The 22,091-nt window shown below is 40.1% G+C and carries 18 protein-coding genes and 1 pseudogene; 6 read left to right on the forward strand and 13 right to left on the reverse strand.

Features of this window, described 5'->3' with window-relative positions; translation table 11 throughout:
- Positions 1-3 precede the first annotated feature (3 nt).
- The 4 genes from BQ9859_RS12080 (at position 4) to BQ9859_RS12095 (ending at position 3,776) form a co-directional block, all read left to right on the forward strand.
- Positions 4-747, forward strand: coding sequence for a TrmH family RNA methyltransferase (locus BQ9859_RS12080; protein ID WP_075878399.1), 744 nt, complete (start codon positions 4-6; stop codon positions 745-747).
- A gap of 117 nt (positions 748-864) precedes the next feature.
- A complete protein-coding gene (locus tag BQ9859_RS12085) occupies positions 865-1,587 on the forward strand; it encodes an ABC transporter ATP-binding protein (RefSeq protein WP_075878400.1) in 723 nt (240 codons plus the stop codon).
- On the forward strand, positions 1,580-3,223 hold the full coding sequence (locus BQ9859_RS12090) for a putative ABC transporter permease subunit (protein ID WP_075878401.1): 1,644 nt from the start codon (positions 1,580-1,582) through the stop codon (positions 3,221-3,223). Before BQ9859_RS12085 ends, BQ9859_RS12090 begins: the two co-directional genes overlap by 8 nt.
- A gap of 10 nt (positions 3,224-3,233) precedes the next feature.
- Positions 3,234-3,776: a DUF3783 domain-containing protein gene (locus BQ9859_RS12095; RefSeq protein WP_075878402.1), complete on the forward strand. Its 543-nt coding sequence runs from the start codon at positions 3,234-3,236 to the stop codon at positions 3,774-3,776.
- An 85-nt stretch (positions 3,777-3,861) separates the two neighbouring features.
- On the opposite strand, the gene BQ9859_RS12100 is transcribed toward BQ9859_RS12095, so the two are convergent.
- Entirely contained in the window at positions 3,862-4,383 is a 522-nt protein-coding gene (locus BQ9859_RS12100; RefSeq protein ID WP_075878403.1) for a hypothetical protein, read from the reverse strand.
- Between the two features lie 15 nt (positions 4,384-4,398).
- Complete coding sequence (locus BQ9859_RS12105) at positions 4,399-4,665, reverse strand: hypothetical protein (RefSeq protein WP_075878404.1); 267 nt, start codon at positions 4,663-4,665, stop codon at positions 4,399-4,401.
- A 186-nt stretch (positions 4,666-4,851) separates the two neighbouring features.
- Between BQ9859_RS12105 and BQ9859_RS12110 the strand changes: the two genes are divergently transcribed.
- Complete coding sequence (locus tag BQ9859_RS12110; RefSeq protein WP_075878405.1) at positions 4,852-5,397, forward strand: hypothetical protein; 546 nt, start codon at positions 4,852-4,854, stop codon at positions 5,395-5,397.
- 126 nt (positions 5,398-5,523) lie between these two features.
- On the opposite strand, the gene BQ9859_RS12115 is transcribed toward BQ9859_RS12110, so the two are convergent.
- The 11 genes and pseudogenes from BQ9859_RS12115 to BQ9859_RS12165 all read right to left on the reverse strand — a co-directional run bounded on the left by BQ9859_RS12115 (position 5,524) and on the right by BQ9859_RS12165 (position 21,194).
- Positions 5,524-6,141, reverse strand: a complete 618-nt coding sequence (locus BQ9859_RS12115; RefSeq protein ID WP_075878406.1) for a flavodoxin family protein — start codon at positions 6,139-6,141, stop codon at positions 5,524-5,526.
- Between the two features lie 83 nt (positions 6,142-6,224).
- Positions 6,225-7,526 (reverse strand): alpha-amylase family glycosyl hydrolase, encoded by a 1,302-nt coding sequence (locus BQ9859_RS12120; protein WP_075878407.1) that lies wholly within the window; start codon positions 7,524-7,526, stop codon positions 6,225-6,227.
- Between the two features lie 312 nt (positions 7,527-7,838).
- Positions 7,839-9,422 (reverse strand): IS1182 family transposase, encoded by a 1,584-nt coding sequence (locus BQ9859_RS12125; protein WP_075878408.1) that lies wholly within the window; start codon positions 9,420-9,422, stop codon positions 7,839-7,841.
- A gap of 102 nt (positions 9,423-9,524) precedes the next feature.
- Positions 9,525-11,081: an L-lactate permease gene (locus BQ9859_RS12130; protein ID WP_075878409.1), complete on the reverse strand. Its 1,557-nt coding sequence runs from the start codon at positions 11,079-11,081 to the stop codon at positions 9,525-9,527.
- Between the two features lie 148 nt (positions 11,082-11,229).
- Positions 11,230-15,567, reverse strand: coding sequence for a PolC-type DNA polymerase III (locus BQ9859_RS12135; protein ID WP_075878410.1), 4,338 nt, complete (start codon positions 15,565-15,567; stop codon positions 11,230-11,232).
- Positions 15,568-15,589: 22 nt separating this feature from the next.
- Positions 15,590-16,750, reverse strand: coding sequence for a MalY/PatB family protein (locus BQ9859_RS12140; RefSeq protein ID WP_075878411.1), 1,161 nt, complete (start codon positions 16,748-16,750; stop codon positions 15,590-15,592).
- Between the two features lie 18 nt (positions 16,751-16,768).
- Positions 16,769-18,004, reverse strand: coding sequence for a D-alanyl-D-alanine carboxypeptidase family protein (locus BQ9859_RS12145; protein ID WP_075878412.1), 1,236 nt, complete (start codon positions 18,002-18,004; stop codon positions 16,769-16,771).
- Positions 18,005-18,020: 16 nt separating this feature from the next.
- Positions 18,021-18,707, reverse strand: coding sequence for a ribonuclease III (gene rnc, locus BQ9859_RS12780; RefSeq protein ID WP_075878434.1), 687 nt, complete (start codon positions 18,705-18,707; stop codon positions 18,021-18,023).
- Between the two features lie 108 nt (positions 18,708-18,815).
- Positions 18,816-19,265, reverse strand: a pseudogene (coaD, locus tag BQ9859_RS12785) (pantetheine-phosphate adenylyltransferase); the annotation flags it as partial.
- Entirely contained in the window at positions 19,262-19,828 is a 567-nt protein-coding gene (rsmD, locus tag BQ9859_RS12160) for a 16S rRNA (guanine(966)-N(2))-methyltransferase RsmD (protein ID WP_268874607.1), read from the reverse strand. The gene rsmD and the pseudogene coaD, both read right to left, overlap by 4 nt.
- 112 nt (positions 19,829-19,940) lie before the next feature.
- Entirely contained in the window at positions 19,941-21,194 is a 1,254-nt protein-coding gene (locus tag BQ9859_RS12165; protein ID WP_075878414.1) for an FtsW/RodA/SpoVE family cell cycle protein, read from the reverse strand.
- A 131-nt stretch (positions 21,195-21,325) separates the two neighbouring features.
- On the opposite strand from BQ9859_RS12165, the gene def reads away from it, so the two are divergent.
- Complete coding sequence (def, locus tag BQ9859_RS12170) at positions 21,326-21,880, forward strand: peptide deformylase (protein ID WP_075878415.1); 555 nt, start codon at positions 21,326-21,328, stop codon at positions 21,878-21,880.
- The last annotated feature ends 211 nt before the right edge of the window (positions 21,881-22,091 follow it).

Below are 22,091 nucleotides of genomic sequence, written 5' to 3' on the forward strand. Positions count from 1 at the left end.
AAAATGGAAATCAACTCTTTACGAAATGCACAAGTTAAAAAATGGACAAAATTAAAACAGAAAAAATATAGAAAAGAATATGATTTATTTCTTGTAGAAGGGATGCACTTAGTTGAAGAAGCCGGTAAAGCAAATTTGATCGAACAAATCCTTTGTACAGAAGAATGTGATCACCCTTTTACTCAATATCCCTGTATCCATGTGACCAAGGCAATATTAGATAAAATAACGGACAGCGTTTCTGGCAGCGATATCGCTGCTGTCTGTCACTTTCCACGATCTTTTGTTTCACAAAGCAAACAGCTTATTTTGTTAGATCATGTACAAGACCCAGGCAACGTGGGAACCATTATTCGAAGTGCCTATGCATTTGGTTATGGCACAGTCTTGCTTTCAGAAGGATGTGCCGACCCTTATAGTGAAAAAGTCATTCGTTCCACACAAGGTGCTTTGTTCCATATGCAAGTACAGACTTGTTCTTTAAGCGATACCATTCAAAAACTGAAACAACAAGCGATCCCCGTTTATGCAACTGCCTTGCATCAAGAAAGCATTCCCCTTTCTAAATTAGAAGTGCCAAAAGAATTTGCTGTCATATTTGGAAATGAAGGACAAGGCGTTGATGAAGAACTCTTAAAGATGAGCGATGCAACGATCTTCATTGAAATGCAGCGATTTGAATCACTGAATGTCGCTGTTGCCGCTGGAATCACACTCTATGAAATGAAACAAAAAAGTACGGTGTAAATAATTGAAAGCATCGTACTTTTCTTACAAAATAGACAGAATAGTTGACTTTTATATAGAACATGATATATTTCGATTATACAAGAAACAGCTTTCTTGCATTAAAAGGAGAACAATATGATTGAAATCAAACACGTTACAAAGACCTTTGGTACAAAAAAAGCAGTCGATGATCTTGATTTGACCATTCCTACTGGTGAAATCGTTGGATTTATCGGACCAAACGGTGCTGGCAAAACGACCACGATCAAAATGATCACCGGCGTTCTGAATCCAGATGAAGGAGAGATCCTCATCAATGGGAAAAACATTCAAAAAGAACCAATCGAGGCAAAACGGCAGTTTGGCCTTGTTCCAGATAATCCAGATATGTTTTTACGTTTAAAAGGAATTGAATACCTCAATTTCATGGGCGATATATATGAAGTCGATACTGCTGTTCGTCAGCAACGCATCGAGTCTTTGGCTGAAACATTCGAAATGAAGGATGCCTTAAATGATAAAATTCTCTCTTACTCTCACGGTATGCGTCAAAAAATCGTGATCATGGGGGTATTGATCAATGAACCAGAAGTTTGGATCCTGGATGAACCGATGACCGGATTAGACCCGCAATCCAGCTATCATTTAAAACAAATGATGAAAGAGCATGCAGCAAAAGGCAAAACCGTCTTTTTCTCTACTCATGTATTGGAAGTCGCTGAAAAACTATGTGATAAGATTGCAATCATTTCACATGGAAAAATGATCTATTTTGGCACATTGGAAGACCTTCGTGCACAACATGGAGAAAATCAAAGCTTAGAAGAACTGTTCCTTGAGGTAACCGAACATGCGTAAATTTTTGGCATTAACAAAAGTACAGCTGAAGAGCGGTGCTATCTCCACAACAGACGGCACGATCAAACAGTGGAAAAAAATATTGCTTTATATTTTTCTTCTAGTGTGCATGCTTCCTACATTAGTGCTCATTGCTCTTGGTTTCTACCACGGCTTTGATTTCATGCGCACATTTGGTCAAGCAGGCTATCTCATGAATATAGGTTATTTGATTACCGCAATCATCATTTTCTTATTTTCTATTTTTGCGATACCAAGCATCTATTATTTCAGCAAAGATATCGATCAACTGCTGACCTTGCCGATCCAGCCGGAGATGATCCTTACTTCCAAGCTGGTCGTCTGCATCATATATGAATATTTATTTACCGCAGCCGTCTTGATTCCGATGTATGGTTCATTTGTCATGCAGATCGGTTTTTCCTTCTTATCTTTGCTTGTATTTCTCATTATTTTTATCACTTTACCAATTTATCCATTGGTCTTAAGCAGTGTGCTGACAATGATCATCATGCGGTTCGTTCCATTTTTCAATAACCGCGACCGCTTTAATCTCATTGGCGGCGTCGTTGTCGTAATTGCGGCAATGAGCTTATCTTTCTGGTTACAGACAATGAACACGCAGGATATGAGTTCGATCATTCAAGCACTCATGGACGGAAATAATTCTTTGATGCAGATAGGAACGATCTTATTTCCATTTATTCCGGCAGCTTCCATAGCAACCTATTATGGCGATTTTCTGCAATTATTTCTATATTTAGGAATTCTTGTGATCAGTTTCATCGTATTTCTGTTCTGTGGAAAATTTCTTTATTTCCAAGGTGCAATCGGCAGCAGTGAGACATCTCATTCACGGCGGAAATTTAGTAATAAACAATTAAAAGAAAGTACACATCATTCTGTATTCCGCACATACGTTATCAAAGAATTCAAGATATTATTTCGTACACCCGTATTCTTTACCAATTGTGTGCTGACTGCTTTGCTGATGCCGATCATCTTTAGCATTGCTATCATTACTTCTTTAGATGGTCTTGATATCAAATCGATCATCACTCCACAAATGATCGATCAATTGCCGCACGTTTGGGCATATGTTTTGGTCATCAGTTTTATCGTAGGCGGTTTTATGGGCGGCATGAACATGATCAGTGCTACTGCCATTTCAAGAGAAGGAACCAATGCTTATTTCATGAAATATATTCCTGTTCCTATCAGCACGCAAGTGTTGGCAAAAGCTACCTGCGGAATCATCCTTTCCATATTCAGTTCTTGGTTGTTATTGATTCCTATCCATCTGGTTATTGAATACCCAATCTATTTAGATCTTATCTTCTTGCTTGGCAGCGCATTAAGTACGATCATCATTAATCTGGCAAGTATTTTAGTTGACAGTCACCGTCCAAAACTTGTCTGGGAACAAGAAACAGCAGCCGTCAAACAAAATATGAATGGTTTTATCAGCATGTTGTTTTCATTTTTGTTTGCTGCAGTCTGCATTGCACTACTTTATATGCTTTGGGTTACAGTTGTCATCTGCGCTGTTGTGCTGCTCATTGCCCAGATCATTCTTGTCATCGTTTTATACCGTTCTATCAAGAATGCAAGCAACCGTTTGTTAAATTCTATTTAGGAGCTTCGATATGATTTTATTATATTTAGGAAATCAAGAACAAAAAAAGGAAGAGTACATCCAAGTACTGCAATCGCTTGATCTGTCTTATCGAATCTTAACGGATCAAAATACAACTTCTACGATCCAAAGCCTTTTTGCACAAACAGATACTCCGCAAAGTGACCTCGCATTGGATCATCCATTAATGGTCATGAAAGATATCGATGATGAACAATTTCAGATCATCATGCAAAAACTGTCGCAAGCCGGTTTAGAGATGCAGCGCAAAGCAATGTGGACCAAACACAATCAACATTGGACATTTGCGCAACTCGCAGAAGAAATCGAAGAAGAACATCGATACTTTGCCGATCTGAACCGATTATATGCCTTCTTTCAAAAAAGCAATCAGAAAGACTCCAATCTCTACACAGAAGAGAGCTGGGCACAATATTCACGATGCATGATCGATCTATACCTACAGGTAAACAAACAGCAGCCATCTGCTGAAGAACTAAATCAAATGATTAAAAAAGCAATGGAAGCAGAAAGAAAATTGCAGAAAAGATAAATAAAAAGACCTTTGTGACATATGAGAATAACTCAATTATTCATCCATGATGATTCACATTGGTCTTTTTTATATTCTTCATCATCTACTTGTTACGGTGTTGAAACTGCTGCAAAGAAGTTAAATAATTTGTTGCGACACGCTGTTGATTAGGAAAAAGCATTTTCTGATTTTTCTTAACAACATCACTTTCACTTAAAGGTTCTCCCTCTTTTAATGCATGAAAGAATAAATCTTTCCCTTTGATCTTTAATAAACTTTGGAATACGGCATAATTCATCGAAACAGAATAACCTTCCAATTTTTGCGACAACTCATTGATTATTTGCTGTAATTGCATTTTTAATAACCGTTTATCTAAATTAGAAGTAAAAATGAGATATGCTTTATCTTCGACCTGTATAAGCGTTGCTTGTGCAATCACCTGCTGTCCTTCAACTGCACGATACGCATCATTCACCAATTGTTTTAAATACTTTTTTCGAAGACTTTGCTCCTCATTAAAAAAAGCCTCTTCTACCTGAAAATCAATATACAATGTTTCTACCACTTTGCCATGTTTAAATGTTCCCAATTGATGATGGACATAGATTACTGGATATTTCATTTTTATCCCCTTTCATTATTTATGTTGCCAACTATAATATTCTTCATCTTTTTCTTTAGATATTTCAACTGGTGTTTGTTTTTTATACAGATAGAAATTTTGTTTTGAAAACATCTGTACAAAATCATCTATTTCTAATACATAATGTACATATGTCCCATTGATATGCACTTTCTCATTCCGCATGCCACAATATAGCTGCTGATTCCCATCGCGATAACAAACAATTTCTCCTTCTTTCAAGTACTGATATGTTTGTTCAAAAGTCTCAATTTTTTCCATATGATCACCTGTTCTTTCATTATGATATCATTGATAATCAAAAATGAACAGAAAAGATTACCTGGGAAATAATTAGCAATCATCTTTATTTACTATTTTTTCATAGACTATCCAGAAAATACAATAGTCATATTTCTAACAAAAGACTATAATGTTTAAGTAAAATGGTATAAGGAGATGACACATATGATTTATCAAATAAACGCTCCAAAAGAAGTAACCCAACCAATTGTTAGAGAATCACTGAAAAGGAGTAATATTAAATATTTTATAATCTTTTTAATTGTTTTTCATATCTTGTTTGCCCTTTATATTTTATCTTTACTTACTGATTCATCCATCATTTCTGGTGTATCCATAGCGATGTATGAGGATTATGGACTTTTCCTATCAGCACAACAAGTACGATTCTATATATTTCTTATGTTTTTATTATATCTCTTATTCTTCTTGATTTTTATGTTAATTTCAATCCTCATTGATAGTATAGCAAATAAAAAGTACCCCTACCTGAAGTTTGATATTGATCTAAAAAATGGAACTGTAAAAGTTGGAAATAAAAAGTCATCAAAAAAAATCTCATGGAATAGAAGTTTTCTCTACAATGAAGATACCATCGTTTTAAAGCTAAAATCTGATATTCACAAAGCAAGAACAATTATTATTTTTAAAAATGAGGGAATCACAGAAGAAGAATACAATTATTTAATAATGAAAATTGCAAAAGGATAAGATCCTTTACGTAAAAATTTAAATATAAAAAGTCCAAATTATTGAGTGTAGTATACCTCAAAAATTGGACTTTTTATTTACTGTCATGCACATAAAAACTATAACAAAAGAATCAGCTTTCCTCATTTAGCGTACAAAGTTTGTTGCTATTGTTTCCTCTGTTTCCGGTAAACCGTATATTTCTTTACCTAATGCGATACTTTTCATTAAGAAAGTCATATTTCTCGCCAATGTACGCATGGTCTGCAGACCTTCTTCATCTTCCATCGCTTCCCCAATCTTTCTGCCATGAACACTGTTCCAATATTGACTGGAAGCTACCGGCATGCCGCAGATCGTAAAATATTTATTTAGTTCATCAAAAGTAGCAGAAAGACCGCCGCGTCTTGCGACGCAGACAGCTGCGCCTACTTTCATGCGCTTATCAAAATGTGTACTATAAAATAAGCGGTCTAACAAGGAAATCAAAGAACCGTTTGCCGATGCATAATAAACAGGACTTGCTACTACGAGACCATCACATTTTTCAAATAAAGGCGCACATTCATTGACCAGATCATCAAATACGCACTTGCCGCTTTCATAACATTTTCCGCAAGCGATGCAGCCGCGGATCGTTTTTGTGCCGATCGAAACGATGGTCGTCTCGACACCTTCTTCTTTAAAAACTTTTTCCATTTCTTTTAACGCAATCGACGTATTGCCATCCATGCGAGGACTGCCATTGATCATTAAGACATTCATTCAAGCCCCTCCTTTTCTTTTTACTTTACCACTCATCATTTCAATTGACAAATCAAAAAGGAGCATTCAGCTCCTTATGATTCTTATATTTTTATGATATAAGCAGATAGAGGCGGCATCATAAAATCATTTAACATGATTTCCTGCTGATTCAATAAATCATATCCCTTTTCAATTCCGTTTGGTGCATGAAAATGATAGCTTTCATCTGCTGCATTCACGATCGTCCAGATTTTTTCTCCATCATACTGTCTTTCGAATGCGCATTGCTGATTCGTGATCATCACATCATGAAAATCACCATATTGCAAAGCTTTTTCACTGCGATGCAGTTTAGCCAAAGCAGCGATCCAATCAGTCAGCACATTCCAACACGGCTGGTCGAAACAAACACGTAAATTAGGATCTCCATCTTCTTTTCTGCCCGTTGCATTCCACTCACTGCCATAGTAAACACAAGGAATACCAGGCATGGTAAATAATAAAGCATAGATCAAAGGCAAATGACGGCTGTCCTGCAAGATGCTGGCAATACGGGATACATCATGATTATCAACAAAGTTCAATAGATGTTTTCCTTTGTAAAGAGTCCACTCTTCAGGACCGAATTGTCGTTTCAACGAATGCATGATCTCAAACAGATTGTGTGAATTAAAGCTGGAATACAATCCCTTATAGCATTCGTAATTCGTAGCGCTGTCTAACATCTCCGGATTTACCCAGCGATTGTAATCTCCATGCAGCAGTTCTCCTAATAAGAAGAAATCCGGTTTTAAGCCTTTACAATACGTATGCAGCATCTTTAAAAAATCAGGCGGCAAGCAATAGGCTACATCCAGGCGTAGTCCGTCAATATCAAACTGCTCCACCCACTCTTTGATACAATCAAATAAATAAGAAATCACTTCTGGATTTTCTAGATTTAATTTCACCAGATCATAGTGTCCTTCCCATCCTTCGTACCAAAAACCATCATGATCATTTGAATCGCGATAGAAGTCCAGATAAAACCAGTCACGATAACGAGAAGCTTCACGGTTCTTCTTGACATCTTCAAATGCCCAGAAACCGCGGCCCACATGATTAAATACACCATCTAATACAACACGAATTCCATTTTCGTGCATTTTTTTGCATAAGGCTGCAAAATCTTCATTTGTTCCTAAACGACGATCGATCTGTCGATAATCTCTCGTGTTATACCCGTGTGTGTCACTTTCAAATGCCGGCGAAAAATAAATTGCATCGACATTAAGTTTCTTGATATGCTCGATCCACTCTTCGATTTTTTGTAAACGATGGCATAGTACACCGTCATTTGCAAAAGGCGCACCACAAAAACCTAATGGATAAATTTGATAAAAAACACTTTCATCTGCCCACATGAACGTTCCTCCTTAGTTTTTTCTGTTTTTAGTCAAGTGAGCCATGTTCTGTATACGAATTGTACGTCAGTTTTCCATGGTGATTTTATTTTATCAAATCAAGCACAAAAATTAAAGGGCTTTCATTCTTTATTTTACAGTACATAAAAAAGAGGCCGTAACGAAATAGAAGATTATAATTAAACGAATCTGTCTATTGAGGTTACGACCTCTTTTTTCTTTTCTTTACTTTGAAATTGTTTCAATTCTCCCAATTATCCCTGTTTTTTGGCATTATGAAAACACCTATTGTGGAAAACCTATCAACATTATTTATGCTTGTGCTTTTTTTCTTATTTTTTTGTTATGATATTTCATCAGATTAAAGCCTACGCACACCAACAGGAACTCCATTTCTACATTTTTGATGCTTCTCCTATGTAATCTGTCATAAGCATAATCTTCTTTTATCACTCCAAATGCTCCTTCGCTTTGTATGGATCTTTGCACTCGATGATGGATTCCTTCTTCGCTATTTAGTTTTTTTCTCGCTGTTCTTTCAAACTCCTCAAGTATCGGATTCACGCTTATCGTTCGATCTCCCTTGGCTTTCGTACATTGAGATTTGAGTGGGCAATCCGTGCATTTGCCACAGCTGTGCGTTTGATTGATTCGATAATATTTGCTTCTCTTATCAACCGTTTCATTGATACAGCTAAATTCATGTCCTGCCGGGCAGATATATCTTCCATTTCCATTTCTGTTCCAGTTTGATTTGATGAATGTTTTTTTCTTGTAGCTCGTTTCTTTTTCTTTTGAATACATCGTATATTTGATATAGGCTTCCATATCATTTTCTAAACAGAAGAAATAATTATCATAGGATCCATATCCTGCATCCGCTACTACTGTTTTAGGCATCCTGTTATAAAGTGCTCTGAATGTTTCAAGAAATTTGATAAATGTCTTTTGATCGGTTCTATCCTGATAGATACAAGCCAATTGGATATATTCGCTGCTTACTGCTATCTGTGCATTGTATCCTGCCTTGAAGATTCCTGTCTTCATGTAATGGTCCTCTTTCATGTGCATCATCGTTGCATCGTGGTCTGTTTTCGAACAGCTGTTTCTGTCAGGTCCGCATAGTTCAATTCTTTCCAAACAGTTTTGCAGTGTTTCTTTGTATTTCATCAATTCATCATAATAACGCTGAATCTGGCTTTTTCGCTTACCTTTTCCATAAATGAAAGTGATTCCCTCTTGTTCAACGATATGAAAAATTTGGTTAGCCATATTCTCTATGTCTTTTATTGTCCACTCCTCTTTTTGAGATGCTTCAATACGATCACCCAGTTTCTTGACCCATTCGTTTAATCGAGTGAATATTTTATCTCTTGTTTTGATTGCGGTCTTTTTCCAGATGAAAGTAAACTTGTTGGCATTGGCCTCAAGCTTGGTTCCATCAATATAAACCGTATCATGATCAATTGACGGATCTAATATCTCAATTGATTCAAATATATCTCTAAAAATGAATTGGATGTCATATTTTAAATACTTTTGGATGAAACGATGAAATGCCATGTGACTTGGCGTTTCCTCCTGCATCAAGAACATGAAACGGATGTCTGTTCTACAGCTTTTTTCAATATCTCTTAGACTATAAATATGATTCATGAACGCAAACAGGATGACTTTGATCATCTTGAAGGGATTATATTCTTCACGCCCTCTGTGAGCAGGGTGATTAAGATATTTGTTCCAGTTGACTCCTTCCATCACTTCAAGAAAACTGTACACCGGATCAGAAGAATCGATCTTTTTTTCACAATCCAGTGGTAAAATCATCTGAAATGCGGTATAATTCCTATTGCTCAGATAGGAATTATTTAGCTCTAACACTTCGATGTTTTTCATAGCTAAATTATACCAAAAAAATGCATCCTTTCTCTTTTGAGATCAGATGCATTTTTTATTTTTGGCTATTCCTTATTCGTTACAGCCTCTTTTGACTATTTATCAGGCAATTGGCAGTATCTCATAGATACTCATTCCAAAATAAGCGATGAATGCCATCAAAATGAGATAAACAAAGGCATATGGGAAAACGCGTTTTAATAATTCTCCATCTTTTCCGCTTTCTTTAACCGCAACAAGACCAATAGCCAAACTTTGCGGCGCCAGCATTTTGCCCACAGCCACGCCTAAACTGTTTAAAGCAACCAGCCAGTATGGGTTTGCACCTATTGCTTGTGCTGCCTGCAGCTGCACATTGCCGAATAAAACAGAAGAGCTGGTTCCGCTGCCTGTTACGAATGTGCCTAAGCCGCCGATCAGCGGAGCAGCAAATGGATAGAAAGATCCTAAAGCAATGACGAACAAATTTGCTATGCTGGCGATCATTCCGCTATAGCCCATGATCTTCGCAGTTGCCAATACACATAACATCGTGATCATTGTTTTTGACATTTGAATGATCGTATCTTTTAATACATGCAGCATGCCTGGTAAAGATGCTCCCTGGATCCATCCGCCGATAAATGCAGAAAGGAAGATCCAGATACCCGGTGTATTGATCCAAGTAAAGGTATAAGGAGCAGCCCCTGTTCCGGTATAGATTCCCACATCACTATGAAATTGATTTAAGAAAGTATAAACAGGAGTCACTAATTTGCTTGTTGACAACAGGAATACGAATACCAGGATAAACGGTGTCCATGCCTGTAATGCCTCAGAGAATGAAATGGAATGGGTATGTTCTTGTTCCATCTGATATTCCTGTGGTACACTGTTGTGTTTTCCTCGAGAAACAGCTACAAGGATCGTGATCAATAATGAACAGATGGATCCGACCACAACCGCCAGTTCACTGCCTACAAAATAGGCGACAACTAACTGTGGCAAGACAAAAGATAAACCTGCAATCAGTGTTATTCCAAAAACGCCCTTTAATGCTTTGATTCCTTTTCCGGTAATGATCACCATCAAGAATGGAGACAAAAGCATGAAAGGAGCCAGCTGCAGTGTTTCAGTAAAAGCCAAAGCAGCATTGTCCAAACCTACTAAATTAGCCAGGGTAACGGTCGGAATTCCGATCGAACCAAAAGGGGTCGGCGTTCCATTGGCAACCAGGCAGACCAAGCAGGCCAATAAAGGCGGAAAACCTAATCCAGCTAACATTCCGGCAGGAATGGCTATTGCGGTTCCAAAACCAGCCATGCCTTCCATAAAACCGCCAAAGCACCAACCAATCAAGAGCACTAATATTCTCTTGTCAGATGATACACTTGTGATCATCTGTTTGATTACTTCCATCTTGCCTGTGTACAGCGACAAATTGTATAAAAACACTGCTGCTATGATCACTAAGATAATCGGCCAGGCAGCCATTGCAAATCCTTCCAATGCTGCTGTCATCGTATCGAATACAGGCAATTTCCATACCGTGATAGAAAGAATTGCCGCCAAGATCATTGCAAGAAAGCTGGCTTTATGTCCAGCAACCTTAAAACCACACAAGGCAATGATCAACCAAAGGATTGGGCTCAATCCTAATAAAAACATGATAAAGTCCATTCTTCCACTCCTTATTGTTTTCTGTAAAATTATAAAGAATTCTAAAAAGAAAGTACAGCATTTCCTTCTGTCATTTTGTTATATTTTTTGCAAAAATTAATAATTTTAGAAAAAAGAGACATCTTTTCAGACATCTCTTTGCTTTTTATCAGAATAATGATAATTGATTTTCTTCCTGCAGCCCTTCTAAAGAACCTAAGGCATCCAGTTTCTTCAATAAAGAATTGCTGAGTGAAGTACGTTTCAACAAGTCTTCTTTGGATAAGAATGGTGCCTCATTTCGTGCTTTGACAATAGAGTCAGCTACGCTCGCCCCTAGTCCGTCAATGCTGGTAAATGGAGGAATGATCGCATTCTTGTTTTCTGAATCCACGATAAACTCTCTTGCTGCAGAACGATTGATATCGATATTTGAAAAATGATAACCGCGCAATACCATCTCTAATGCTAGTTCCAAAGTAGAGAATGTATCCAGATCCTTTTTGCTCGGTTTTACATTACGATCATTGCTTCTAGAAAGGTCTTGTATCTGTGCCATGCGTTGACGAATGCTGGCTTCTCCTTTGATCATCGTTTCGATGTCATAGGCATCACAGCGAATCGAAAAGAACATACAGTAATAGATCAACGGCATATGCACCTTGAACCAGGCAATGCGTACAGCCATCATTACGTAAGCAACCGCATGGGCTTTCGGGAACATATATTTGATCTTTTTACACGATTCGATGTACCAGTCTTCTACACCGTTTTCTTTCATCTCAGGGATCCATTCATCTTTCAGACCTTTTCCTTTACGAACTGATTCCATGATCGTAAAAGCCAGCTTTGGCCGCATCCCTTTATGCAGCAGATACACCATGATATCGTCACGACATCCGATCACGCTTTTCAATGTACAGATACCTTGATCGATCAGATCTTTGGCGTTTCCCAGCCAAACATCAGTACCATGGCTCAATCCGGATATTTTCAAAAGTTCGTCAAAGGTCGTTGGCCGTGTCAGTTCCAAGATGCCGCGTACAAATGGAGTACCAAATTCCGGCAGCCCGGCAGCACCGGTTTCTTCGGTATTTTTGCTTGTATCGATATTCAAGGCATCCACGCTGGAAAAGATGCTCATTGTGGCCGGATCATTCATCGGAATCGTTCGCACGTCGATTCCGCTCATTCTCTCCAGCATCTTCATGGCAGTCGGATCGACGTGCCCCAAGATATCGAATTTTAAGATATTGTCATGGATCTGATGGAAATCAAAATGGGTCGTCTTCCAATCTGCAAACGGGTTATTGGCTGGATATTGTACTGGTGTAAAATCATGTACATCCATATCCAAAGGAACAACGACGATGCCCCCTGGATGCTGGCCAGTCGTTCGTTTGACCCCTTCACAAAGTTTAGCAAGATCTAACTGTTTTGGGTTTCGCATCGTTCCTTCAATGCCCATTGCTTCTTCATATCCTTTGATATAGCCAAATGCCGTCTGGGTCTGTACGGTACCTACCGTACCGGCACGAAAGACATGCTCATCCCCGAATACTTCTTTTGTATATGCATGGGCCCGCGGTTGATAATCACCGGAAAAGTTTAAATCGATATCAGGCACTTTATCTCCCTCAAAACCCAGAAAGGTCTCAAATGGAATATCCTGTCCATCTCCACGCATCAAAGTACCGCATTTTGGACATTGCTTATCCGGCAAGTCGAATCCGTTCAACACGCTGCCGTCTGTATAGAAATGGGAATATTTGCAATGCGGGCAGACATAATGAGGTGCAAGCGGATTCACTTCTGTGATTTCTGCCATGGTCGCAACAAAGCTCGATCCAACAGAACCTCGGCTTCCGACCAGATACCCGTCATCCAGACTTTTCTTTACCAGCAAGTGGGAAATATAATAAACCACATAGTAACCAGCACCGATGATCGCATCTAATTCTCTCTTTAAACGATCCTCTACGATCTGCGGCAATTGTTCCCCATATTTCTTATGCGCATTTGCATAACAGATATCCCGCAGTTTTTGATCAGATCCTTCAATATCCGGCGGATACAATTTATCCTTCACCGGATAAATGATCTCTACCTGTGCGGCAATCTGCTTTGGATTGTCGATGACAAATTCATGTGCACGATCTCCCTCTACCCAGGCAAAGGCATCCAGCATTTCTCTTGTCGTCCGCAAATGCTGATCCGGTGCATGAAACTTATGCCGTTTCTCTTGATTATAGATATACAGCGGATGACGTACACCGCCGATCGCCTGCGAATTGATATAGATATCACGAATGCGCTTTTGATTTGGATGAACATAATGCGCATCACTGGTTGCGACGACTGGTTTCCCAAGCTCATCCGCCATGGCAATGATGCCGCGCAGGATTTCTTTTAATCTTTCCTGATCCACGATCGAATTGCGGTCGATCAAATATTGATAATTGGCCAGCGGCTGTATTTCAATGTAATCGTAAAACTGCATGACTTCTTTCAAGACATCGACATCACGTGTCTGCGCCATCTCAAATACTTCTCCGTTTGCACAGGCAGATCCTATGAGCAGATTCCCATTCATCCGCCTTTTCTCGATTTCTATACGCGGGATCCTCGGTTCGGCCACTCCTGACAAAGCGGTTTTTCCATTATACGCTAGATATTTCGTATGACTTAAAGTGATGAGTTCAAACAATTCCTTTAAACCGCACTGATTTTTGGCAATGACAACGACATGTTTGGTTCGTACTTTCTTAAAGCTTTCTGGATTTTGCCGTGCCTGCAGATCGTTCAATGTTTTGACATCGCGCAGTTCATTGAGCATATGCAAGAAAGTTTGCGCCAATACATCCGCATCATAATCTGCACGGTGGGCGACTTCCTGATCATATACGATTCCATAGGAACGAGCAATAGCGCCTAGAGTATATGACTTCCTTTCCGTTTGCAAACTGCGGGCCAGATCCAATGTATCGACCACGGGATTGGTCAGCGGTTTTCTGCCGATTCGCCGCAAGGAGCTGTTCAGGAAAGAAAAGTCAAACGATGCATTATGCGCCACCAAAATGTGATCGCCGATAAAATCCAAGATCTCGTCGACACACTCCTCAAACGGACGTGCATTCTGGACATCTTTATCACTGATGCCGGTCAACTCTGTCGTAAATGCGCTTAATGCTTGCGGCGGGCGAATGAACAGCTGCAGGCTTTTAATACAAGAGCGATTTTCAACGATGACGCCGCCAAACTCAATGATATGATCATAGCGCGCAGATAAACCGGTCGTTTCTAAGTCGAATACACAATAAGTACCTTCTTCCAATACGGTATCATCCGGATTGTATACCATCTGCAGATCCGGATCGACCATATTCATCTCCACGCCATACAGCATCTTCATCGGTGTTTCACGGTTTTTATTGACTGCAGCCAATGTTGCCTGCGCTTTAGGAAATGCCTGCACGACCAGATGATCGGTACATGCAACGGCATCCCATCCCCATGCGTCTGCCGTTTTGATAAACTGCGAAATATCACAGACGCCATCCATTTCGGAAAAGTTAGAATGGATATGCAATTCCACACGTTTTTCTTTTTCCAGATCCAGACGTTTGACTTCCTCTATTTTTTCGATTTGATTCGGCATGAAGACCAGATCCGACAAAAAAGAATCATTGATGACTTGTCCATATGCTTCTACAAAATCGCCTTCTTTGACTTCATCTAATATTTCTTTTGTGATCGATCCTCTTTCAAATCGTTTTAAGATGATCGCATCATCATCATCGCTCAAGTACAGTGTCTGCATGCTTTTTCCATTTTTGAACGTCGTCATCTCACTTTGAAAAATATGACCTCTGATCTTCACATTCGACATGCCGTCTTGCAGATCTCTGATATCGACAAAAGTGTAGTCTTTGGTTGAAACCTTACGGCGCCGATACCCGTTTGAATTGGATGACTCGCCAGGCTGCTGAAATGTTTGTTTGACTGGTGCGCTCTCACATTTGACTGCCGGTATCGTTGTCTCTCCATTCAGCACTTCGATCTGAATTTCCATCTGAATACCTGCTTTGGCCAAATAATCTTTTAATAACAACATCTTAGAAGATAAACGATCTTTGTTTTCATTATCTGACACTTGGTACAAGATCGCATTTTCATGAATGGTCGGCATCAATTCCTCAAAGATGCGAACACTGCTGTTTTGTTGTGAAAAATATTGGATATAATCTAACAGATCCATGAGCGATGCAACACCGTCTTTTGTTTCGATCTGCAGATCTACTTTTACTTTCAAGTAAGTATGCAGACGGGAAAGAAAACGGCGATAAGCCCGATATGGCAGAACGTTATCCAGCTGCAGCTGCAGTTCTAAACGATGATCATGACGATGATACACTGGACGTGAAATCAAAGATCCATTTTCAATACAGCTGCTCGTCTCTTCGTCTAACTGCAGCTTTTGCACAAAATCTTTGATCTTCCATTCCATATGGATCTCTCCTTTCCTCAAGTTACTGATTCAGTTCATCGGCCATTCTTTTTAATGCTTCTTTTAAGATGGAAGAAGGACAAGCAATATTGATACGTTCAAAACAAGCCCCTTCTTCACCAAACATGATGCCTTCATTAAAATGCAGACGAGCTTTTTCCCGCATGCGCTGTTCTAATTTCTTCGGATCTTTTTCATAAGCAGAAAGATCCAGCCATAATAAATACGTTCCTTCTCTTGGTGTAAGCACTGCCTTTGGCAAATGCTCTTTGACAAAACTCTCTACGATGGCTTGATTTTCATCGATCTTTTGATTCATCTGGGCACGCCATTCATCACTTTGACCATAGGCTGCTTTGCTGGCACTGATGGCAAAACAATTGGGTGCACTGATGCAGAGGCGGGCAATAACAAACTCTTTCCAAAGCTGCTGATAAGCTTTTTTATGCAGGATGACATGTGAACATTCCAATCCGGCAATATTAAATGTCTTCGTTGGTGCAACGCAGGTAATGATCTCTTCTTTATAATCTGGACAGATCGTTTCCAGAGGATGGTGCGTAAACCCATTTTTTACGATGTCACAATGAATTTCGTCACTGATGATCCATTTATGATGACGTTTTGCAATTTCCACCACTTTTGTTAATTCTTCTTTTTTCCATACACGTCCCACCGGATTGTGTGGAGAACATAAGATCAAGCCGGCTACGTCTTCTCTTCCTAATTTTGCATCCAGATCTGCCAGATCCATCTCATAGGTTCCTTCTGGATGATGTAATAGAGAGCTGGTCACACATTGTCGATGATTGGCAAGGATCTGACGACGGAAAGGATGATAGACCGGTGTCTGGATCACTACCCCTTCTCCTTTTTTGCTCAATATTTGCAACAACAGCGAAATCGCCTGTACGACACCCTGTGAAAAATAAATATCTTCTAAAGGAAAAGACCATTGAAAATGACGCTGATAATATGCTTGCACCGTTTTTTTGTAATCTTCTTCCATACCGGTCGTATAGCCGTAGATGCGCTCATCTGCTCTTTTATGCAAAGCAGCAATGATCGCATCGCTGCATGCAAAATCCATATCGGCTACCCAAAGCGGAAGTTCTCCTTTTGCTTTTGCGCCCTTCCACTTCTCTCCATCTTCTCCGCGTTCGATCAATTCCTCAAAATCCATGTTCCATTCCTCCCTTATTTATCTCAGTTTCTTTTTTCTTTGCCATGCATAGAATACAAAAACGATGATGGTGATCATGAAGATCAACGGCAATAAAAGACCGGTGATGATTTCCACGATGGTTGCGAATAGTTCACTGTCCACATCTTCCGTTGCATACAATGCAACACTTGTCAGCGTTTTTTCGCCATCTGCGATCTGTGCCTGTGCAATGATCTCACCTGTCTGGATCGGTGCTTCTTCTTTTTGTGCAACACACTTTAACTGCAGATCTTGTGATGTTTCTTCCCAAGCATACAGATCAAAAGGGGCCTTCAATACGATGGGATCCGCAAATGTCCGGCGTAAATCCATCGTCCCGATCGTTTCCCCTTCCTTTGCCAGCAAGATTGGCTGTTTATTCTGTTCGATCGAAGTACAGATTGCCTCAACATCTTGCATGGAAGCTCTGCCAAAATCATCAGTATCGCCGCCCGTTTTGGCTACGATCACAATGACTGGCAGTTCATCGATTTCACAGACCCCGAAGAAGCAGTAACTTGCCTCTGGCGTATAACCTGTTTTTCCTCCTAGAATATGCCCGTCTTCGATCCCTGCTGCCTGCTGTTCCAAAGCCCATGTATTCTTCAGCGAGATGCCGTCTCCATGATAATACGAAGAAGAGGTCGCATACTTTTTCGTAGACATTGCCGTACGGATATCTTCATTATTCCATGCAGCTTTCATCAAGACAGCGAGATCTTGTGCTGTCGTATAATGCTGCTCATCATGCATTCCGACCGTATTCGTAAAGTGCGAATGCGTCATGCCCAGTTCGTTAGCTTTTGCATTCATCGCTTCTACCATTGCTTCTTCGCTTCCATATAAAGCAACAGCAAGTGCCTGACAAGCATCCGCTCCGCTTGGCAGCATCGCTCCATATAACAGATCCCGCATCGTAACGACTTCTTTAGCTAAAAAACCAGTCAGCGTATAGGTACCATCTTCTAACCCTGCAAGCATATCCAATGTAATCGTTACTTCCTCATCCAGATCATCAATCTGATCCATTGCCGTCAATACGGTCAATACTTTTGTCATGGATGCCGGATACATTTTTTCATCCGCATTTCTTTCATACAGTACTTGCATGGTCTGCAGATCAACCGCATAGGCATAAGCAGCAGAAATTTGCGTTTCACTGTTTGCCTGAATCGGCAAAGGCGACACGCATAACAGCAGTGCAAATAGTATCGCTATTCCACGTTTGATCATTCACTTCTCTCCTAACTTAACGAGCCATTTTTTCAAAGGCTGCTTTTGCGGCCATTTGTTCTGCTCTTTTTTTCGAGTTCCCTTTTCCTTTTCCTAGGACGATACCATCCAGCAAAACCGCCATTTCAAATTCTGGATGATTGGTTGGACCTTGTGTGCTCAATAATTCATATTGCAGTGTCTTTCGAGAATCTGCCTGTACGACTTCCTGCAGTTTTGTCTTATAATCGATCAACACCTCATTTTTAGGTTCATCGATTGCCGGTGTCAGCACGCGTTCCAATATCATAGAAACAGGTTCCATTCCCTGATCTAGATACAATGCGCCTAACATTGCTTCAAACATATCTGCTAACAGGGAATCACGTTCTCTTCCTCCAGTGCGTTCTTCCCCCACGCCTAATAACAGAAATTGGCCCCAGCCCAGCTGGCGGCTATAGTGTGCCAATGCAGCTTCACAAACAAGCTGTGAACGCAAAGTCGTCATTTTTCCTTCATTAAGCTGCGGTTCGAGATGAAATAATTTCTCTGTCGTCCATAGCTGCAACACCGCATCTCCCATAAATTCCAAACGCTCGTTATCCCGCATCATCTCCTTATGTTCATTCAGATAAGAAGTATGCGTCAATGCTTCTATGATCAGATCTTTTCGGCTGAACGCTATATTATTTTCTTTTAACCAGTCAAACATGGTCTTTTCCATATGTTTTACCACAGCAGTTTCTGCATGAGCAGATGACAAACTGCTTTTTTCCTTTCTATTATTTGAATGTTTTTCTTCTTTGTCTGCATATTTCCATGCAATTGCTTTTGCGACATTTGCCGGTACATAACGGGAAACATCTTTTCCATAGGAAGCGAATTCCCGAATGATCGAACTAGACAATGCCCCATATCCTTCATTTGCAAACATGCAGACAGTTTCAATATTCGGATCTAATTCATGATTTGCCCAGGCAATCTGTTTTTCATAAATAAAATCTTGTACATCGCGCACACCGCGCAGCATCACTTCTGCATCCAGTTCTTTTACCTTTTCCACCAATAATCCTTCGGCGACATCCACGCGCACATTTGCCGCTGATCGTAAATTTTCTTCCAACAGTGCTTTGCGCTCCTCAACGCTGAATAGAGCGTGCTTTGCTGAATTATAAGCAATAACAACGATCACTTCATCATATAAAGATGCGGCACGTTTGATCAGATGCAGATGTCCGAGCGTTACCGGATCAAAGGATCCAGGAAATACTGCTTTTGTCATAGTTCCCTCCTCCTATAATAAGTAATTTTTGTAATTCCATACGTACTTTCTTTCTGTTTTTGCAAATCGCCGTGTGCTTCCGCAAACCCATCCTCTTTCAAGCTCTCTACGATAACGATGGCAGAAGGCGCCAATAGATTTTTTTGCACCAGTGCCTCCATCAATGCATCGCAACGCTGCAGACGATAAGGGGGATCCATATAGACCAAGTCGAACTGAAGGCCTTGCCGTACAAATTGATCCAGCATCAAAAACACATCCCGTTTGTAGATGTGACATCTATCTTCCACTTGCAGTGCTGCCGCATTCTTTTTGATCGTTGCGATTGCTTTACCGCTGATGTCACACAGATAGCTCTCTTTGATGCCCCGGCTCAATGATTCAAAGCTGATATTGCCGCTGCCTGCATAAGCATCCAATAAGATACCGCCATCAAAAAACGGTCCGATACTGGAAAAGATTGCTTCTTTTACTTTATCCAATGTAGGACGAGTCTGGCTGCCTTCTACTGCCGATAATGTACGTGAACGAAATTCTCCTGCCACGATTCTCATTTTTTTCAACTCCTTGTGTATAAACAGGCATACATCGGGAATGCTACTAATGCATCCGGCGAAACAACGGATGTGAAACCCCCAATCTTTGTTTCTCCTCTTCCCTTTCTTTAGAAGTCCGTTAATACGGACTTCTTTTTATATCCTGTTTATTTACTTCTTTTTTTCGAATGGAAGCAATGACCGATTGACAGATCCCAATGGTCAAATACGAAGATACCAACGCCGTACCGCCATTGGAAATAAACAACAGCGGAACGCCGGTCAATGGAATGAGCGCACTGACACCTCCGATATTTAATACGAAGTGAGCAAAGAAATAAACTGCAGATCCGCTCAATACGACCTTGTAAGGAACATAATTGGTCATAAAAGCATATTTAAATAAGCGAAACAACAGCGTTCCATAGCCGATCGTAATGATCGCTAGTCCAAAGATGCCCGTTTCTTCAATGATCACTGCCAGGATGTAATCGCTGTCTGCCTGTGTCAAATAACCATATTTTCTCGAAGAACCGCCGATGCCTTGTCCGATGATATTGGAATTTGCGATGCCATATAAACCATTCGCTGACTGATAACTTTGATTATAAATATCATTGCCGCCTTGGCCTAACGGATTTGCGGCATTCACAAAACGGGTCGTAATATAACTAATGCCCGGCACTTCGGCCAATTTCTCCATAAAAGGTTCTCCGATCGGCGACATGCCCAGCAATACGGCGCAGACACCTATGGCAGCCAATCGCCGCACCCACTTTTGCAACGGTTTCAATGTCGGAAAGGTAGGTACCTGTACGCATCCAAAACAGATCAATGTCAAAATGGCCAATGCTCCGATATCTTTCTGCAATAAGAGCACCACGGCCAAGATCAGATAACAGATGATCGGCTGTTTCAGCATCCGCCAGCTGCTGCGCTGCAGTGAACGTTTATGTTGCGCTGCATAAAAGCTGGATGCCAGCAATACGATCATAAATGGTTTCGCAAATTCAGAAGGCTGGATAGAAACATTGGTAACGCCTAGATTCAAGTAGATCCACGCACGGGACCCATACTGCTCTGCCCCAAATAAAGGCAAGATCATCAAGGCCAGCAAAAAGCCGAACAATACTTTGCTCAATCGATAGATCCAATTGAAATTCATCAATCGCGAAGCAATTAACATAGCGATATAACCGGCAATGAAAAACATCACCTGTTTGACAAAAACAATGACAATTGCCAAATTATTGGAAGTCATATTTCCCATATTGGTCGATATGATCATAAAAGAGCCAAACAAGGTCAATATCAGCACCGTATAATGCAAGACATTATCTTTGCCCTGCGGCAAACATAATAAGAATGCTTTTTTGCTTTTTTCTTTCTCCATGGCCTCAGCTCCTTTACAGCATAAACATTCTACCATATTCCATACCCTTTTACATGGATATTTTGTGAAAAAAACTTTCCATCTCTTTCAAAAAAAGATAGAATAGATATGATATAGAAAGGAAGATTCAGATGAAAATCAAGAATGATATGATCATCCTAGACAGCGATCCTTTGATCCGTACGAAGAGCGAACCCGTGACACTTCCTTTGACAAAGGAAGATGAAGAACTATTACAGGCAATGATCACCTACGTGAGAAATTCACAAGATGAAGAAATAGCAGAAAAAGAAGGTCTGCGGCCAGCCGTTGGTATTGCCGCGATCCAGTTAGGCATCCCAAAACAATTAATTGCCGTCAGCGTACCGACAGAAAACGGCAGTGATGAATTTGCACTGGCAAATCCCAAGATCATTGCAGAAAGCGTACAGAATGCATATTTGGCGCAGGGCGAAGGCTGCTTATCTGTGTTAGAGGAACATGAAGGACTTGTTTACCGTCATGCCCGCATCACTGTTACCGGTTATGACCTTTTACGCAAGGATATGATCCGTGTTCGAGCAAGCGGTTATACAGCCATCTGTCTGCAGCATGAGATCGACCATCTCTCTGGCACTCTCTTTTATGATCACATAAATAAAACCGATCCTTGGAAAGAAGATCCGGAAGCCATGGTCATCGGATAATCATTAACGACCGAAATACATCTGTGTTTCGGTTTTTTAATGTCCAAATAAAAATACTGGTTTTTTTGATCAAATATTTGTATAATACCTGACTTTAGAGGTTGAATAGTAAAAAATGGTGCAACACTCGATATTTGATTATCGAGTATGCATCATTTTTATTTGTTTATCTGTTAGATAATAATTTGTTATTGGTTGATTTAATTTTTTG

This window comes from Merdibacter massiliensis, from assembly GCF_900155395.1.
Classification (GTDB): domain Bacteria; phylum Bacillota_I; class Bacilli_A; order Erysipelotrichales; family Erysipelotrichaceae; genus Merdibacter; species Merdibacter massiliensis.

What these genes read in the sequence shown, in the direction of transcription:
- BQ9859_RS12145 (WP_075878412.1), bottom strand. Translation starts at nt 18,004, where the DNA reads ATGATCAAACGTGGAATAGCGATACTATTTGCACTGCTGTTATGCGTG.
- BQ9859_RS12125 (WP_075878408.1), bottom strand. Translation starts at nt 9,422, where the DNA reads ATGAAAAACATCGAAGTGTTAGAGCTAAATAATTCCTATCTGAGCAAT.
- BQ9859_RS12095 (WP_075878402.1), top strand. Translation starts at nt 3,234, where the DNA reads ATGATTTTATTATATTTAGGAAATCAAGAACAAAAAAAGGAAGAGTAC.
- BQ9859_RS12135 (WP_075878410.1), bottom strand. Translation starts at nt 15,567, where the DNA reads ATGGAATGGAAGATCAAAGATTTTGTGCAAAAGCTGCAGTTAGACGAA.
- BQ9859_RS12100 (WP_075878403.1), bottom strand. Translation starts at nt 4,383, where the DNA reads ATGAAATATCCAGTAATCTATGTCCATCATCAATTGGGAACATTTAAA.
- BQ9859_RS12130 (WP_075878409.1), bottom strand. Translation starts at nt 11,081, where the DNA reads ATGGACTTTATCATGTTTTTATTAGGATTGAGCCCAATCCTTTGGTTG.
- BQ9859_RS12140 (WP_075878411.1), bottom strand. Translation starts at nt 16,750, where the DNA reads ATGGATTTTGAGGAATTGATCGAACGCGGAGAAGATGGAGAGAAGTGG.
- BQ9859_RS12115 (WP_075878406.1), bottom strand. Translation starts at nt 6,141, where the DNA reads ATGAATGTCTTAATGATCAATGGCAGTCCTCGCATGGATGGCAATACG.
- BQ9859_RS12110 (WP_075878405.1), top strand. Translation starts at nt 4,852, where the DNA reads ATGATTTATCAAATAAACGCTCCAAAAGAAGTAACCCAACCAATTGTT.
- BQ9859_RS12105 (WP_075878404.1), bottom strand. Translation starts at nt 4,665, where the DNA reads ATGGAAAAAATTGAGACTTTTGAACAAACATATCAGTACTTGAAAGAA.
- BQ9859_RS12165 (WP_075878414.1), bottom strand. Translation starts at nt 21,194, where the DNA reads ATGGAGAAAGAAAAAAGCAAAAAAGCATTCTTATTATGTTTGCCGCAG.
- BQ9859_RS12090 (WP_075878401.1), top strand. Translation starts at nt 1,580, where the DNA reads ATGCGTAAATTTTTGGCATTAACAAAAGTACAGCTGAAGAGCGGTGCT.
- rnc (WP_075878434.1), bottom strand. Translation starts at nt 18,707, where the DNA reads ATGGAAAAGACCATGTTTGACTGGTTAAAAGAAAATAATATAGCGTTC.
- BQ9859_RS12085 (WP_075878400.1), top strand. Translation starts at nt 865, where the DNA reads ATGATTGAAATCAAACACGTTACAAAGACCTTTGGTACAAAAAAAGCA.
- BQ9859_RS12120 (WP_075878407.1), bottom strand. Translation starts at nt 7,526, where the DNA reads ATGTGGGCAGATGAAAGTGTTTTTTATCAAATTTATCCATTAGGTTTT.
- def (WP_075878415.1), top strand. Translation starts at nt 21,326, where the DNA reads ATGAAAATCAAGAATGATATGATCATCCTAGACAGCGATCCTTTGATC.
- BQ9859_RS12080 (WP_075878399.1), top strand. Translation starts at nt 4, where the DNA reads ATGGAAATCAACTCTTTACGAAATGCACAAGTTAAAAAATGGACAAAA.